The organism is Streptomyces sp. NPDC039462 (genome assembly GCF_055639375.1).
Genome location: NZ_JBVKAO010000001.1, coordinates 1,284,650 through 1,300,663, shown reverse-complemented (window position 1 = coordinate 1,300,663; position 16,014 = coordinate 1,284,650). Strand labels below are relative to the sequence as shown.

Genomic DNA, 16,014 nt, shown 5'->3' with positions numbered 1-16,014 from the left:
CCCCTACGACTTGGAGCTCTTGTGCACCGCAGACTCATCGCCCCGGGCGCGCTCGCGGCCTCTCTCCTGCTGGCGATCCCGGCATCGGCGGCGGACTTCTCCCCCGGGGCGCCGGGCATCGGCGACCCCTACTACCCGGCGAGCGGCAACGGCGGATACGACGTCTCGCACTACGACCTGCGGCTGAAGTACCAGCCCAGGACGGACCTTCTCGAAGGCACGGCGACGCTCAACGCCCGCACCACGCAGGACCTCTCGCGCTTCAACCTCGACTTCGGCCTCAAGGTCTCCGAGGTGCGGGTCAACGGCAAGAAGGCGAAGTTCAAGAAGACCGGCGACCAGGAGCTGGAGATCACCCCGCAGGCCGGGCTGCCGAAGGACACGGCCATCACGGTCGTCGTGCGGTACGCGGGCAAGCCGTCCGAGCTGAAGATCAACGGTTACACGGCCTGGCACCGGACGCCGGACGGCGGCGTCGCGGCGCAGGAGCCGGAGGCCGCCGTGTGGTGGTTCCCCTCCAACGACCACCCGCTGGACAAGGCCACCTACGACGTCTCCGTCTCCGTGCCCGACGGCACCCAGGCGATCTCCAACGGCGTGCTCCAAGCGCAGAGTTCGCGTCTCGGCTGGACCCGCTACAGCTGGCGGTCGAACAAGCCGCAGGCCAGTTACCTCGCGACGCTCGCGGTCGGCAAGTTCGACATCACGACCGACAAGACGGAGAGCGGCCTGCCCGTCCTGAACGCGTACAGCAAGGATCTGGGTGACAACGCCGGTGCGGCACGGGCCAGCATCGAGCGGACCACCGAGATCACCGAGTGGCTGGAGACGGTCTTCGGGAAGTACCCCTTCAACGCGCTCGGCGGGTACGTGCCGAACGTGAAGAGCAGCTACGCCCTGGAGACGCAGACCAGGCCCTTCTACAGCCCCGCCGCGTTCGCGAACGGCTCCAACGCGTCGATCGTCGTCCACGAGATCGCCCACCAGTGGTACGGCGACAGCGTCTCCGTGCACCACTGGAAGGACATCTGGGTCAACGAGGGCTTCGCCCGCTACAGCCAGTGGCTGTGGTCGGAGAAGGAGGGCGAGGGCACCGCGCAGGAGCTGGCGGACTACGTGTACTCCCTGCGCCCCGCGGACGACCCGTTCTGGAAGGTCAAGCCGGGTGACCCCGGCCCCGACAACCAGTTCCACGGCGCGGTCTACGACCGGGGCGCGCTCGCGCTGCAGGCGCTGCGCAACGAGGTCGGCGACGAGGCGTTCTTCAAGATCCTGAAGGGGTGGCCGAAGAAGCACGCGTACGGCAACGCCAAGGTCGGCGACTTCGTGAAGTACGCCGAGAAGATCTCGGGCAAGCCGCTCGCGGAGCTGTTCGACACGTGGCTCTACCAGCCGTCGCGCCCGGCGGCTCCCGCCGCGCGGGACGCCGGGATCGCCCGGTCGTCGGCCGCCCCGGCGAAGCCGAAGTCGTGGAAGCAGATCGCCGCGACGAACGGGGTGCACGACCACGGGCACGCGAAGCAGCACGGTCACAAGCACTGAAAACCGGGTGCGCCGCGCCGTCAGGGTCTACCGCCCGGCGGCGCGGTGCCGTGCCCTCGCCTTGCGGGCCGCGGGCAGATAGCGCAGGCGCTCCGGCAGGAGGGGCACCACGGTGCGGACCACCCGGCCGAAGCGGCGCAGCCTGCGCTCCTGCGCGGCGGTCCAGGGCAGGCCTATCGCCTCTCGGGCGTCCGGCGGCATCAGGCCGATCGTGACGAAGCGGCGGAAGCGGGCCAGCGGGGGCAGCAGTACGGGCCACAGGGCGCGCAGCAGCAGGCGTACGGGGAGCGGGCCGCGGTCCGGGGGCGGGACGGGCTGGTCGGTGGCGGTCAGTTCGGCGGCCACCCGCGTGAGTTCGAGCTCGTCGGCGAGGACCTTGCGGTAGTACGGCCAGAACTCCTCCAGCGTCTGCGGCATGTCCCGGTCGTGGAGGCCGAGGACGCGCCCGACCCTGAGCCACTCCGCGTACAGCTGCCGTTCCTGTGCCTCGGTGAAGGGGCGGCCGAGGTACCTCTGCGCGTGCTGGTAGACGGGGAAGCCGGTGGCGTGGACCCACGCGTAGTTCGCGGGGGTCAGTGCGTGGTAGCGGCGGCCGCGCGTGTCCGTGCCCTGGATGGTGCGGTGCAGTGCGCGCAGCCTGCGGCCCTCCGCGGCGGCGTCTTCCCCGCCGTACACCCACAGCAGGACCGAGCGCACCGAGCGCTCGCCCCTCCCCCACGGGTCGGTCCGGAACACGGAGTGCTCGTCGACGCCCGCGCCGACCGCCGGGTGCGCGACCTGCATGGTGAGCGCGGGCGGCAGCATCAGGAACATGCGGATGTCGCCCGCGATGCTCCAGAGGATGCCACCGGGCGGGGGCGGTTCCGGGTCGCGGTCGTCGGCGTGGTGGTTCATGTGACGTGCTCCTCGGCCGTGCCCGGTGCGTGCGTGTTCCAGTATGCGACCGGGGGCGGACGGGCCGTCAGCGCGCCAGGGCGTACGCGTCCAGGATGACGTCCAGGACGGCGTCGGGTTCGCGGACCGTCGGGAAGTGGTCGCTGTGTTCGAGGCGGACCAGGCGGCAGCCGGGGATGCGCTGCGCCATCGTCTCGTTCACGCGGACCACCTCGGGCTGGTCGAGTTCCCCGAGGGCCAGGACGCACGGAACGTCGAGCTCGCCGAGCCGGTCGTAGACGGGCGGGTCGGGGACGTTGTGGGGGTGGTTGGCGAACCAGGCCGGGATCACCGCCCTGATGTGGGCCTCCACCTCCGGGTCCTCTCCCCCGGCGCCCGCGGCGCCCGACGTGCGCCTGAGCAGGGCCACGATGCCGTCGATGTCGCGCGCCTCGGCGAGCCGGCCCATCTCGGCCATGAACTCCGCCGGGACCAGGTCGGCGGCACCGGTGACGCCCGGGACGACCAGGGCGAGGCTCGCCACCCGGCCCGGGTCGCGGAGCGCGAGGCTGAGGGCCGTCGCGCCGCCCATGCTGGAGGCGGCCAGGACCGCGCGGGCCACGCCGTAGTGGTCGAGGACGGCGATCAGGTCCTCCACCAGGGAGTACGAGGAGGTCGGGGCCGGCGACCTGCCGTACCCCCGCGCGTCGTAACGGATCACCCGGTGCCGCTCCGTGAGGCTCGGCAGGATGCCGTCCCAGATGCGGGAGTCGCCGACTCCGGGGTGCAACAGGACCAGGGGAAGACTGCCGCCTTCCGTGCCGCTCGGTTCACCCGAGTCGTGCGACCACAGTTCGCCGTCCTTGACCGAGACCATGACGTCCATGTCCCCGAGTCTCCGACCGCGGGGGCCGGGCCACCAGTGGGGGCGGCGGACGAGGGCGTGAATGCGTACGCCTAGCGACCGGAACCCGTCGGATCGGGCCCCGGCTCGGTCCACGCGTCGGCGCGCGGGGCGGGGCGTGGGGCCGTGCGCGGGGCCTCCGCGATGCGGCCCGCCACCTCGGACGCCCACTCGGAGATCTGGCGGCGCAGCTCCGCCTCCGCCTCGGCACGCTCCGCCTCCTCGCGGGCCTGGCCGGTGGCGAGGGGCCCGGCGTCCTCCCACGGGCCGCCCGCGCGCGCCTCGGAGAGCAGCATTCCGCGCGGCTCCCGCCGGCTGCCGTCCACCGGCGGCGCTGCGAGTACGGGGACCCGGCCGGCGCCGGACAGGAGGCGTACGGCGAGGAGGCAGAGGGCACAGAGCAGGGCGATGGGGCCGAGCTGTGTGGGGCCGAGCCACATGGGGATGAGCTGCGCGGGGATGAACTGCATGTCGGGGCTCTACCCGCTCATCCGTGCGCAACAACGCACACATGCGGGCCAGTTGCCCGGTGCGACCGATGCCGCACCGGGCCGAGCCGTCCTCCGCGCAGCGGCGCGCTGTCAGCTGTCCTTCGGCACCGTGAGGCTCTGCGCCTCGCGCTCCACCCGGCGCCGGACGCCGAACCAGCCCACGACCAGGGCCGCGCCCACGACCGGGATGAGGAACAGCGTCTTGCGGCCGACCTCGGCGTCCTTCCACATCAGGCAGAGGACGGCGAGCAGGAACGCGATCGTCACGTACTCGGTGATGCCGCTGAAGGGGAGCTGGAACTTCGGCCGGGTGATCTCGCCGCGCTTCGCGCTGCGCACGAAGGCGAGGTGGCAGACCATGATCGTGATCCAGGTGCCGATGATGCCGAGCGAGGCCACGTTCAGGACGATCTCGAAGGCCTTGCCCGGAACCACCTTGTTGAGGCCGACGCCGACAACGCCGAGGGAGGCGGTGAGCAGGATGCCGCCGTAGGGGACCTGGTTCCGGTTCATCTTGGCCGTGAACCTCGGGGCGGAGCCCGCCATCGCCATCGAGCGCAGGATGCGGCCCGTGGAGTAGAGGCCGGAGTTCAGCGAGGACATGGCGGCGGTGAGGACCACGAAGTTCATCACGTCGCCGGCGGCCGGTACGCCGATCTTGGAGAGGACCGTCACGAACGGGCTCTGGTCGGCCGAGTACACCGTGCCCGGCAGGAGCAGCGCGAGCAGGACGACGGAGCCGACGTAGAAGAGGCCGACGCGCCACATGATCGAGTTCACCGCGCGCGGGACGATCTTCTGCGGCTCGGCGGTCTCGCCCGCCGCGACGCCGACCAGCTCAAGCGAGGCGTACGCGAAGACGACGCCCTGCATCACGATCACGACCGGCATCAGACCGTTCGGCATGAGGCCGCCGTGGTCGGTGATCATGTTGAGGCCGGGCGTCTCGCCGCCCACCTTGTGCTGGCTGGCCAGCAGGAAGATACCGATGATCATGAAGGCGCTCAGTGCGGCCACCTTGATGATCGAGAACCAGAACTCCATCTCGCCGAAGTACTTCACCGAGACGAGGTTCACCGACAGCACGACCGCGAGGGCGATCAGCGCGAGCACCCACTGGGGTATGTCGGTGAAGAAGCTCCAGTAGTGCGTGTACAGCGCGATCGCCGTGATGTCGGCGATGCAGGTGGTCGACCAGTTGAGGAAGTACATCCAACCGGCGAAGAACGCGCCCTTCTCGCCCAGGAACTCACGCGCGTACGAGACGAACGAACCGGACGAGGGCCGGTACAGGACCATCTCGCCGAGCGCCCTGACGACGAAGAACGCGAAAATGCCGCACACGAGGTACGCGAGGGCGAGCGCGGGGCCCGCCGAGTGGAGGCGGCCGCCCGCCCCCAGGAAGAGGCCGGTGCCGATCGCGCCACCGATCGCGATCATGTTGACGTGACGGGCCTTGAGGTCCTTGCTGTAACCGGCGTCGCCCGCGTCCGCGGGGGCCTGGCGCGCATCGGTGCGGGATGCGTCCAGGACGGCCGAATCTACGGCTTCCTTGCTCACGTGGGGGATCTACTCTCTGGTGCCCGGAAGAGCTCCGGGGTCCGGATGTGCTCCGGCCCGCGACACCCCTGACGCGCGCGGACCGACGGGACACCTTCCCCCACACATCGCCCCGCACGCGGTGGCACACGTCACATAGCGGGACTTCTCACATGCTGGTCAGGGGGTGTACAGAGCATCGATGACCTGCATGTACTTGTCACGGATGACCCGGCGGCGCAGCTTCAGGGACGGCGTCAGCTCGCCGGTCTCCGGGCCCCACTCCTCGGCGAGCAGCCGGTAGCGCTTGATCTGCTCGGTGCGGTTCAGGCGCGCGTTGGCGGCCTCCACCGCGCGGGCCACTTCCGCGAGGACCGCCTCATGGGTGACCAGCGTGGCCGGCTCCCCCTCGATGCCGTGCGCGGCGGCCCAGGCGGGCGCCATCTCCGGGTCGAGCACGAGCAGCGCCACCAAATACGAGCGGCCGTCCCCGTGGACGAGGGCCTGCCCGATCAGCGGGTGCTCCTTGAGCGCGCTCTCGACGAGGGCGGGCGCGACGTTCTTGCCCGTCGAGGTCACGATCATTTCCTTCTTGCGGTCGGTGAGCCAGAGGTAGCCGTCCGCATCCAGCCGCCCGATGTCGCCGGTGGCGAACCAGCCGTCCGCGTCCCGCGCGTCGTCGACGCCGCCGTCCGGCCGCAGGTACCCGTCGAAGACCGTCGCGCCGCGCACCAGGATCTCGCCGTCGTCGGCGACGCGTACCTCCAGGCCTTCGAGGGGGCGGCCCACCGAGCCGATCCTGAACCCGTCAGGGCCGTTCGTCGTGACGACGCCGGAGGTCTCGGTGAGCCCCCACGCGTCCATGATCACGAGGCCGAAGCCGGCCCAGAACCTGGCCACGTCCACCGGCATCGGCGCCGACGCGCTCGCGGTCCACACGAGGCGGTCGAAGCCGGCCAGGGCGAGCAGCGGGTCGAGCACCTTCTCCTTGGCCTCCGCATACGCCGCCGCCAGCTCGGCGGGCGGCTCCTCCCCGCGCTCCCGGCAGGCGACGTGCGCGCGTGCCGTCTCGTTCGCCGCCTCAATGGCGCGGCGCCGCTCCTCCGGCAGCCCGGCGAGCGCGGCCCGCACGGAGGCGGCGAGCTTCTCCCACACGCGCGGGACGCCGAAGAACTGGGAGGGACGCAGCTCGCGCGCGGTGGCGGCCACGTGCGCGGGGTCGGCGCACAGATAGACGTGGGCGGCGCGGAGCACCGGCAGGTAGATGCCGAGCAGACGCTCCGCGATGTGCGCGAAGGGCAGGTAGCAGATGTGCCCGACGTGTGCGGGGAGCTCGACGACGCCGTCCAGGGCGATGCCGTTGAGGATCACGTTGCGGTGGGTGAGGCGGACGCCCTTGGGGTCGCCCGTGGTGCCCGAGGTGTAGACGACGGTGAGCGGGTCGGTCGGGCGGTTCTCACGCCAGGCCTTCTCGAAGGCGTCGGGGTTGAAGAGGCGGCTTCCGGTGGCGTGCAGGGAGCCGTACGTGCGGTGTTCGCCCGCCTCGGCCGCCTCCACGACGACGAGGCGCTCCAGCGGAGCCGTGTCGTCCGACAGGAGGGGTTCCCAGCGCGGCAGTTCGCGGGCGCCCTCGACGATCGCGAAGCGGGCCCGGCTGTGCCGCACGATGTGCGCGACCTGCTCGGGGGCCGACGTGCCGTACACGGTGACGGGCACGGCACCGAGGTGCACCAGGGCGAGGTCGCTCAGCCAGTGCTCGGGGCGGTTGCCCATCATCATCAGGACGTGCTCGCCGCGCTCGACGCCGAGCGCGGCGTAACCGGCGGCGAGGACGGCCACCTTGCGCCGCGCCTCGCGCCAGGTGAGCGTCGACCACTCCTCCCCCACGCGCCACGAGAGCGCGGGCAGGTCGCCGTGGTCCTCGGCGTTGCGGAGCAGCAGGGCGGGGAGCGTGATGTCGGCAGGGTCTCCGGGGAGTCGCAGGATCGTGGTCATGACCGCCTCCTGGTGCCATCGATTGGGCCGGAGGGTTTCACAACACTGGTGTGCCAGCAATACTGTTGCACCGGATTGACGCATGAAGCGGGGAGACGTCCCCCGAGCCGACCGGGGAGGGATGGCGCCGCCATGACGACCGACACCGAGGGTGTCGCGACCGGGGCCGAGGAGCCGACGCTCACGGTCGACGAACTCGCCGCGCGCGCGGGCGTCACGGTCCGCACGATCCGCTTCTACAGCACCAAGGGGCTGCTCCCGCCGCCGGTCATCGGGCCGCGCCGCGTCGGCCACTACGGCCAGGAGCACCTGTCCCGGCTCGCGCTCATCGAGGAGCTCCAGCACCAGGGCATGACGCTCGCCGCGATCGAGCGGTATCTGGAGCAGCTGCCCGCGGACCTGAGCGCGCACGACCTGGCCATCCACCGCGCCGTGGTGGCCTCGTGGGCGCCCGACTCGGCGGAGGACACCCCGCACGCCGAGCTGGAGCGCAGGGCGGGCCGCGCCCTCGACGACGAGGACCTGGACCGGCTCGCGGCGATGGGCGTGATCGCCCGCACCCCGGTGCCGGGCACGTACCGCGTGGACCTCGGCCTGCTGCGCCTCGGGGTGCAGCTCCTGGACGTGCCCATCGCGCACGAGACGATCCTGGCGGCGCGCACGGTCCTGATGGAGCACACCCGTGAGGCCGCGCACGAGCTGTCCCGGCTCTTCCGTGACGAGGTCTGGGGGCCCTACCGCGAGCGTGAGTCGGACCCCGAACACGTGGCGGCGATGCGGTCGCTCTCGGCCCATATGCAGCCGATGGTGGTGCAGGCGCTGGTGACCGCGTTCCAGCGGTCCCTCAAGGAGGAGCTGCGGGAGTGGCTCAAGGAGAGCTGAGCCACTCCCGCACGGAACCCTCTGTGGAGCGGTGTCAGTCGTCACCCTCTGTGGTGCGGTGTCAGTCGTCGCTGAACTTCTCGCCGTTCTCCGCCTTCTCGATGAGCAGCGCGGGCGGCGTGAACCGCTCTCCGTAGCGCTCGGTGAGCTCACGCGCGCGTGCCACGAATCCGGGCAGACCGCCTTCGTAGCCGTTGATGTATTGCAGGACGCCGCCCGTCCAGCCCGGGAAGCCGATGCCGAGGATGGAGCCGATGTTGGCATCGGCGACCGACGTCAGGACGCCCTCCTCCAGGAGGCGTACGGTGTCGAGCGCTTCGGAGAAGAGCATGCGCTCCTGCATGTCCTTGAACGGGATCTCGTGCCCCGGCTTGGTGAAGTGCTCGCGCAGGCCCGGCCAGAGCTTGGCGCGCTTGCCGTCCACGTAGTCGTAGAAGCCCGCTCCCCCGCTCCTGCCGGGGCGCTCGAACTCGTCGACCATGCGGTCGATCACGGTGTCCGAGGGGTGGCCCGCCCAGGTGCCGCCCGCCTCCTCGACGGCCTTCTTCGTCTCGTTGCGGATCTTGCGGGGCAGGGTGAGGGTCAGCTCGTCCATCAGGGACAGGACCTTCGCCGGGTAGCCCGCCTGGGCCGCCGCCTGCTCGACGGACGCGGGCTCGATGCCCTCGCCGACCATCGCGACGCCTTCGTTGATGAAGTGCCCGATGACGCGCGAGGTGAAGAAGCCGCGCGAGTCGTTGACGACGATCGGCGTCTTGTTGATCTGGCGCACCAGGTCGAAGGCGCGGGCGAGCGCCTCGTCGCCGGTCCGCTCGCCCTTGATGATCTCGACGAGCGGCATCTTGTCGACGGGCGAGAAGAAGTGGAGCCCGATGAAGTCGACGGGCCGCGAGACGCCCTCCGCGAGCGTGGTGATGGGCAGCGTGGAGGTGTTGGAGCAGAGCAGCGCGTCCGGTTCGACGATGTCCTGGATCTCCTGGAACACCTTGTGCTTGAGCGAGGTGTCCTCGAAGACCGCCTCGATCACGGCGTCACAGCCCGCGAGGGCCTGCGGGTCCGCGGTCGGCGTGATGCGGGCGAGCAGCGCGTCCGCCTTCTCCTGGGTCGTACGGCCCCGCTGGACGGCCTTGGCGCAGAGCTTCTCGGAGTATCCCTTGCCCTTGGCTGCGGCTTCGGCGGAGACGTCCTTGAGGACGACCTCGATGCCCGCGCGGGCGCAGGAGTACGCGATGCCGGCGCCCATCATGCCCGCGCCGAGCACGGCGACCTTGCGGACCTGGCGCGGCTCGATGTCCTTGGGCCGGTTGGCGCCGGAGTTGACGGCCTGGAGGTCGAAGAAGAACGCCTGGATCATGTTCTTCGCGACCTGGCCCGTGACCAGCTCGGTGAAGTACCGGGCCTCGATGGTCAGCGCGGTCTCGAAGTCGACCTGGGAGCCCTCGACGGCCGCCGCGAGGATGTTCCGCGGGGCCGGGTAATTGGCACCCGCGGTCTGCTTCTTGAGGTTGGCGGGGAAGGCAGGGAGGTTCGCCGCGAACTTGGGGTTCGCCGGGGTGCCGCCCGGGATGCGGTAGCCGGGCTTGTCCCAGGGCTGCTGCGACTCGGGGTTGGCGTCGATGAAGGCGCGGGCCTTCTCGATCATCTCCTCCGGAGTGGCGGCCACTTCGTGGACGAGACCGTTCTCCAGGGCGCGCTTCGGGTTGTACTGGGTGCCCTGGAGGAGCACCTTGAGGAGTGCGTCCGTGATGCCCATGAGGCGCACGGTGCGGGTGACGCCGCCGCCGGCCGGGAGCAGGCCGAGGGTGACCTCGGGCAGGCCGATCTTGGAGCCGGGGGCGTCGAGGGCGATGCGGTGGTGGGAGGCGAGGGCGATCTCGTAACCGCCGCCGAGGGCCGCGCCGTTGATGGCGGCGACGACGGGCTTGCCCAGGGTCTCGATGCGGCGCAGCGAGTTCTTGATCGCGTTGCCCGTGTCGAACGCCTGCTGGGCGTTCTCCGGGCCGACCTTGATCATGTCCTTGAGGTCGCCGCCCGCGAAGAAGGTCTTCTTCGCGGAGGTGTAGATGAACCCGCGGATGGCGTCCTTGTCGGCCGCGACGGCGGCCTCCGCGCGGTCGGCGATCGCCGCGATGGAGTCCTTGAACGCCTGGTTCATGGTGTTGGCGGACTGGTTGGGGTCGTCGAGGACGAGGGTGACGACACCGGTGTCGTCCTGTTCCCAGCGGATCGTTGTGCTTGCGGTCATGTCTGTTTCTCCGTGAAGTCTGTGGCAGGCGGAATCTGGGGCGGGCAGCGGGGGATGGTGGCCGACCGGCCGCCGGTGGGGGCTGGTCGCGCAGTTCCCCGCGCCCCTGAAAGGCGCACTTCGTGCGCCGTCTCAGGGACGCGTCCGGGAAAGGCGCGGCGAAGCCGCAGGCCTTCAGGGGCGCGTCCGGGGAAGACTGCGGCGAAGCCGCATGTCTTCAGGGGCGCGGGGAACTGCGCGAGCGACCACGACGCACCCGCGGTCGGCGACGCACCCCGGCCCCTACGGCGCGACCCCTACAGCCGCTCGACGATCGTGGCGATGCCCATCCCCCCGCCCACGCACAACGTGGCCAACCCGTACCGGAGATCCCTGCGCTCCAGCTCGTCCACCAGCGTCCCGAGGATCATCGCCCCGGTCGCCCCCAGCGGGTGACCGAGCGCGATCGCACCCCCGTTGACGTTCACCTTGTCCAGGGACAGCCCCATGTCCTTCACGAAGCGCAGCACGACCGCCGCGAACGCCTCGTTGATCTCGACGAGGTCGATGTCGTCGATGGTGAGCCCGGCCTTCGCGAGCGCCTTGCGGGTCGCGGGCGCGGGCCCGGTCAGCATGATCAGCGGCTCGGAGCCGGAGACCGCCGCGGAGACGATCCGCGCACGCGGCGCGAGGCCGTACCGCTCGCCGACCTCCTTCGTGCCGATGGCGACCAGTGAGGCGCCGTCGACGATGCCGGAGGAGTTGCCCGCGTGGTGGACGTGGTCGATCTCCTCGACCCAGTGGTACTTCTGCAGCGCGACCGCGTCGAAGCCCCCCATGTCGCCGATGTCCTTGAAGGACGGCTTCAGCTTGGCCAGGGAGTCGGCGGTGGTGCCGGGCCGCATGTGCTCGTCGTGGTCGAGGACGACGAGGCCGTTGCGGTCCTTGACCGGTACGACGGACCTGTCGAAGCGGCCGTCCTTCCAGGCCGCGGCGGCGCGCTCCTGCGAGAGGGCCGCGTACTCGTCGACGTCGCGCCGCGAGAAGCCCTCGATGGTGGCGATGAGGTCGGCGCCGATGCCCTGCGGCGCGAAGCCGGTCTCGAAGTTGGTCATCGGGTCGTTGAACCAGGCGCCGCCGTCGGAGGCCATCGGCACCCGCGACATCGACTCCACGCCGCCCGCGAGCACCAGGTCCTCCCAGCCCGAGCGGACCTTCATCGCGGCGAGGTTGACCGCTTCGAGGCCGGAGGCGCAGAAGCGGTTCTCCTGGACGCCGGCGACCGTGTCGGGCAGGCCGGCGGCGATGGCGGCGATCCGCGCGATGTCGGAGCCCTGGTCGCCGACCGGGCCGACCACGCCGAGGACGATGTCGTCGATGGCGGCCGGGTCCAGCTCCGGGAACCGTGCCTGGATCTCGTGGATCAGGCCGACGACGAGGTCGATCGGCTTGGTGCCGTGCAGGGCACCGTTGGCCTTGCCGCGTCCGCGCGGGGTGCGGATCGCGTCGTATACGTACGCTTCGGTGGTCACGCGTGAGCCTTTCGGGGGTGTCCGGGAGGGTCCGGGGTGTCCGGGAGGGTCGAGGGGCCTGAGAGGTCAGCCGAGGAGCGAGCGGCCGATGATCTCCTTCATGATCTCGGTCGTGCCGCCGTAGATGGTCTGGATGCGGCCGTCGGTGAAGGCCTTGGCGACGCGGTACTCCGCCATGTAGCCGTACCCGCCGTGCAGTTGCAGGCAGCGGTCGGCGACCCGCTTCTGCAGCTCGGTGGCCCACCACTTCGCCATCGACGCGTGCACGGCGTCGAGTTCGCCGTTCGAGTGGTCGACGATGCACCGGTCGAGGAACGTGCGGGTGACGGCGCACTCGGTGGCCATCTCCGCGATCTCGAAGCGGATGTGCTGGAGCTTGGACAGCGGGCGCCCGAAGGCCTCCCGCTCCTTCACATAGGTCGTGGTGATGTCCAGGAGGTGCTCGGCGGCGGCGATCCCGGCGACGGCGATGCCCATGCGCTCCTGCGCGAGGTTCGTCATCAGGTGGATGAAGGCGCCGTTGAGCTCGCCGAGCAGGTTCTCCTTGGGGACGCGCACGTCGTTGAAGAAGAGCTCCGCCGTGTCCTGGGCCTTCTGGCCGATCTTGTCGAGGTTGCGGCCCCGCTCGAAGCCCTCCGTGCCGCGCTCGACGACGAGGAGCGACAGGCCGTGGGCGCCGCCTTCCGGGGACGTCTTGGCGACGACGATGACGAGGTCGGCGAGGATGCCGTTCGAGATGAACGTCTTGGAGCCGTTGAGCACCCAGTGGTCGCCGTGGTCCTCGGCACTGGTGCGGATGCCCTGGAGGTCGGAGCCGGCGCCGGGCTCGGTCATCGCGATGGCCGTGATGGTCTCGCCGGTGCAGAAGCCGGGCAGCCAGCGCCGCTTCTGCTCCTCGGTGGCGAGCGAGGTCAGATAGGGGCCGATGATGTCGTTGTGCAGGCCGATCGCGAGCCCGGCGGCGCCCGCGCGCGTGAACTCCTCGGCGAGGACCGCGGAGTAGCGGAAGTCGTCGTTCCCGCCGCCTCCGTACTCCTCGGGGACGGCGAGGCCGAGCAGGCCCTGCTTGCCGGCGGCGAGCCAGGCGTCACGGCTGACGATCCCGTCCTTCTCCCACTGCTCGTAGTGCGGCAGCACCTCCTTGGCGAGGAAGGTGCGGACGGTCTCGCGGAACGCCTCGTGTTCCGCGGAGAAGATCTGTCGCTTCACGTACGGCCTCCTAGAGCCAGCCCTTGACGGTTTCGATCAGTGCGGCCGGCTCGGGGCCGACGGGTATGACGTTGAGCATGGTGACGCCCGCGGCGCGGAACGCCTCGACGCGTTCGCGGACATAGCCTTCGGGGCCGCAGAGCGACATGAGCTCGCAGAACTCGTCCGGGACCGCGGCCTCGGCCTCCTTCTTCTTCCCTGCCAGGTAGAGCTCCTGGATGCGCGCGGCCTCTTTTCCGTAGCCGTACGCGACCGCGAGGTCGTTGTAGAAGTTCTTCCCCTTCGCGCCCATGCCGCCTACGTAGAGGGCGATCTGGGGTCGCGCGAGGTCCCGTGCGGCCGCCGCGTCGTCGCCGATGGCGAGCAGTCCCCCGGCGACGGTCCGGAGCGGGCCGAGGGCCGGATCGCGCTTCTCCTTGCCCGCGGCGAGCGCGGCGCCCCACACCTTGTGCGCCTTCTCCGGGATGAAGAGGGTGGGCAGCCAGCCGTCGGCGACCTCGGCGGTCATGCGGACGTTGGCGGGGCCCAGGGAGGCGACGTACAGCGGCACTTCGGGGCGTACCGGTTTCGTGAGGATCTTCAGGGGCTTGCCGAGCCTGCCGCCCTTCTCCGGAGGCAGCGGCATGTCCGTGATGCCGTGGTGGTCGATGACCTCGCGGCGCAGGATGCGGCGGGTCAGCTCGATGGTCTCGCGGGTGCGGCCGAGCGGCTTGTCGTACGCCTTGCCGTGCCAGCCCTCGACGACCTGGGGGCCGGAGGCGCCGAGGCCGATGATGGCGCGCCCGCCGGAGACCGCGTCGAGTCCGGCGGCGGTCTGGGCGATGAGGGCGGGGGTGCGGGAGTAGACGTTGAGGATGGCGGCGCCGATCTTCATGCGCTCCGTACGCGCCGCGAGGTAGCCCATGATCGTGGGCGAGTCGAAGCCGTACGCCTCCGCGACCCACACGGCGTCCAGGCCCGCGGACTCCAGTGCGGCGACGTTGTCGGCCGCCTCGCGGGGGTCGCCGGCGTAGGCGAGGGGTGAGGACAGCTCCATCAGTCGTCTTCCTTCTCTGGCTGCTCTGTCGCGAGCGCCGGTACGTCCCAGTCGCGGGCCACCTCGGCGGTGTCGGCGCCGGGCTGCGCGGGACCCGTGCGGACCCGCGACGGGGTCGCGGAGAAGCGGGGCGCGGGGGCGGGCTGGGTGATGCCGCCGTGGTCGACGAAGGTGCCGCGCGCGGCGAGGTGCGGGTGGGCGGGCGCCTCGCGCAGGGACAGCACGGGCGCCACGCACGCGTCGGAGTCCTCGAAGACGGCCGTCCACTCGTCGCGCGTACGTTCCCTGAAGCGGGTGGCGACCGCCTCGCGCAGCTCGCCCCAGCGGGCCAGGTCCTTGCGGGCGGGTGCCACGTCGGCGAGGCCGAGCAGGGCGATGAACTCGTCGTAGAACTGCTGCTCCAGGGAGCCGACCGCCATGTAGCCGCCGTCCGCGGTCTCGTAGGTGCCGTAGAACGGGCAGCCGCCGTCGAGGAGGTTGGCGCCGCGGCGGTCCTGCCAGCCGCCGGCCGCGAGCATCCCGTGGATCATCGCGGAGAGGTGGGCCGCGCCGTCGACGATCGCGGCGTCCACGACCTGCCCGGTGCCGTGCACGCGCGCGTGGTTGAGCGCCGCGAGGACGCCGACGACCAGGTAGAGCGAGCCGCCCGCGTAGTCGCCGACGAGGTTCGCGGGGATCGCGGGCGGCTCGTCGGCCTTGCCGATCATGCCGAGGGTGCCGGTGATGGCGATGTACGCGATGTCGTGCCCGGCGCGCTGCGCGAGCGGCCCCTCCTGGCCCCAGCCGGTCATCCGGCCGTAGACGAGCGCGGGGTTGCGGGCGTGACAGGCCTCTGGGCCGACGCCGAGGCGCTCGGCCACGCCCGGCCGGTAGCCCTCGATGAGGACGTCGGCGCGCTCGGCCAGGTCGAGGACGCGGGCCGCGCCGTCATCGGCCTTCAGGTCGACGACGACGGAGCGTTTGTTGCGGTTGGTCACGTCGTAATCGGGATCGATCGCGAGACCGCCGCCGCGGGGGCGGTCGACGCGCACGACGTCCGCGCCGAGATCGGCCAGCAGCATGGCCGCGAACGGGCCGGGCCCGATGCCCGCCAGCTCCACCACGCGCACTCCGGCGAGCGGTCCGTGAACGCTCTTGCCCGGCACTGCCATTGAGCCCCCAGCGCTATGACACAGCTATGACACAACTGATGTAACACCAGTGATGCTAAGAACGTGTTCCACCGTGCACAAGCCCCTGGCGAGCAAGCGCTTAGCCAATTCCGGGGCGCCGCCCACTCCCGGCCGTGCGGCGCCTAGCCTGGAGGCATGGATTCCGTACTGGTCAGCGCATGTCTGCGGGGAGTGCCCTGCCGCTACGACGGCCGGGACAAGGCCTCGCCGGAGCTCGACGAGGCGGTGGCGGGCCGCACGGTCGTGTCGTTCTGCCCCGAGGCCGCCGGGGGTCTGCCGACGCCGCGCCGCCCCGCCGAGCTCGTCGGGGGCGACGGGCACGACGTCCTTGACGGCACCGCGCGGGTGGTCGAGGACACCGGACGCGACGTGACGGCCGAGTTCGTGGACGGCGCGCGGCGCGCGCTGGCCGCCGCGCGGCACGGCGGGTGCACGGAGGCGCTGCTGATGCCGCGCAGCCCGTCGTGCGGCCGCGGGACGGTGTACGACGGGTCGTTCGGCGGGGAGCTGGTGGCGGGCGACGGGGTCACCGCGGCCCTGTTCGAGCGGAACGGCGTCAAGGTGCGGCCGGCGCCGGGGGTGTAGACCGGGCTCCGGCGCGCGCACGCTAGTTTC

General features: G+C 71.1%; 13 protein-coding genes. 3 read left to right on the top strand and 10 right to left on the bottom strand.

Features of this window, described 5'->3' with window-relative positions; genetic code table 11:
* Nucleotides 1-21 precede the first annotated feature (21 nt).
* Entirely contained in the window at nucleotides 22-1,542 is a 1,521-nt protein-coding gene (locus tag ACZ7LU_RS05545) for a M1 family metallopeptidase (RefSeq protein WP_468302976.1), read from the top strand.
* Between the two features lie 27 nt (nucleotides 1,543-1,569).
* Here the strand turns inward: ACZ7LU_RS05545 and ACZ7LU_RS05540 are convergent, their stop codons facing one another.
* From ACZ7LU_RS05540 to ACZ7LU_RS05520, 5 genes are all read right to left on the bottom strand, one after another.
* A complete protein-coding gene (locus ACZ7LU_RS05540) occupies nucleotides 1,570-2,436 on the bottom strand; it encodes an oxygenase MpaB family protein (RefSeq protein ID WP_471915783.1) in 867 nt (288 codons plus the stop codon).
* A 67-nt stretch (nucleotides 2,437-2,503) separates the two neighbouring features.
* Nucleotides 2,504-3,301 carry an alpha/beta fold hydrolase gene (locus tag ACZ7LU_RS05535; RefSeq protein WP_468557860.1) on the bottom strand — a complete coding sequence of 266 codons (798 nt, stop codon included), beginning with the start codon at nucleotides 3,299-3,301 and terminating at the stop codon, nucleotides 2,504-2,506.
* A gap of 71 nt (nucleotides 3,302-3,372) precedes the next feature.
* On the bottom strand, nucleotides 3,373-3,789 hold the full coding sequence (locus ACZ7LU_RS05530) for a hypothetical protein (protein WP_471915782.1): 417 nt from the start codon (nucleotides 3,787-3,789) through the stop codon (nucleotides 3,373-3,375).
* A 111-nt stretch (nucleotides 3,790-3,900) separates the two neighbouring features.
* Nucleotides 3,901-5,370 carry an amino acid permease gene (locus ACZ7LU_RS05525; RefSeq protein WP_398299261.1) on the bottom strand — a complete coding sequence of 490 codons (1,470 nt, stop codon included), beginning with the start codon at nucleotides 5,368-5,370 and terminating at the stop codon, nucleotides 3,901-3,903.
* 159 nt (nucleotides 5,371-5,529) lie between these two features.
* Nucleotides 5,530-7,344 carry an AMP-dependent synthetase/ligase gene (locus ACZ7LU_RS05520; protein ID WP_471915781.1) on the bottom strand — a complete coding sequence of 605 codons (1,815 nt, stop codon included), beginning with the start codon at nucleotides 7,342-7,344 and terminating at the stop codon, nucleotides 5,530-5,532.
* Nucleotides 7,345-7,476: 132 nt separating this feature from the next.
* Between ACZ7LU_RS05520 and ACZ7LU_RS05515 the strand changes: the two genes are divergently transcribed.
* Nucleotides 7,477-8,226: a MerR family transcriptional regulator gene (locus tag ACZ7LU_RS05515; protein WP_471150762.1), complete on the top strand. Its 750-nt coding sequence runs from the start codon at nucleotides 7,477-7,479 to the stop codon at nucleotides 8,224-8,226.
* Nucleotides 8,227-8,287: 61 nt separating this feature from the next.
* Here the strand turns inward: ACZ7LU_RS05515 and ACZ7LU_RS05510 are convergent, their stop codons facing one another.
* The 5 genes from ACZ7LU_RS05510 to ACZ7LU_RS05490 all read right to left on the bottom strand — a co-directional run bounded on the left by ACZ7LU_RS05510 (nucleotide 8,288) and on the right by ACZ7LU_RS05490 (nucleotide 15,378).
* Complete coding sequence (locus ACZ7LU_RS05510) at nucleotides 8,288-10,471, bottom strand: 3-hydroxyacyl-CoA dehydrogenase NAD-binding domain-containing protein (protein ID WP_471915780.1); 2,184 nt, start codon at nucleotides 10,469-10,471, stop codon at nucleotides 8,288-8,290.
* Between the two features lie 296 nt (nucleotides 10,472-10,767).
* A complete protein-coding gene (locus tag ACZ7LU_RS05505; protein WP_468085983.1) occupies nucleotides 10,768-11,982 on the bottom strand; it encodes an acetyl-CoA C-acetyltransferase in 1,215 nt (404 codons plus the stop codon).
* A gap of 66 nt (nucleotides 11,983-12,048) precedes the next feature.
* Nucleotides 12,049-13,191, bottom strand: coding sequence for an acyl-CoA dehydrogenase family protein (locus ACZ7LU_RS05500; RefSeq protein WP_468085985.1), 1,143 nt, complete (start codon nucleotides 13,189-13,191; stop codon nucleotides 12,049-12,051).
* A gap of 10 nt (nucleotides 13,192-13,201) precedes the next feature.
* On the bottom strand, nucleotides 13,202-14,227 hold the full coding sequence (locus ACZ7LU_RS05495) for an LLM class F420-dependent oxidoreductase (protein WP_471915779.1): 1,026 nt from the start codon (nucleotides 14,225-14,227) through the stop codon (nucleotides 13,202-13,204).
* The gene (locus tag ACZ7LU_RS05490; RefSeq protein ID WP_471915778.1) at nucleotides 14,227-15,378 is read right to left on the bottom strand and encodes a CaiB/BaiF CoA transferase family protein; all 1,152 of its coding nucleotides are present in this window, start codon (nucleotides 15,376-15,378) and stop codon (nucleotides 14,227-14,229) included. The genes ACZ7LU_RS05495 and ACZ7LU_RS05490 overlap by 1 nt, the downstream gene beginning before the upstream one ends.
* Before the next feature lie 156 nt (nucleotides 15,379-15,534).
* Between ACZ7LU_RS05490 and ACZ7LU_RS05485 the strand changes: the two genes are divergently transcribed.
* Entirely contained in the window at nucleotides 15,535-15,984 is a 450-nt protein-coding gene (locus ACZ7LU_RS05485; protein WP_468712342.1) for a 2-thiouracil desulfurase family protein, read from the top strand.
* Nucleotides 15,985-16,014 lie beyond the last annotated feature (30 nt).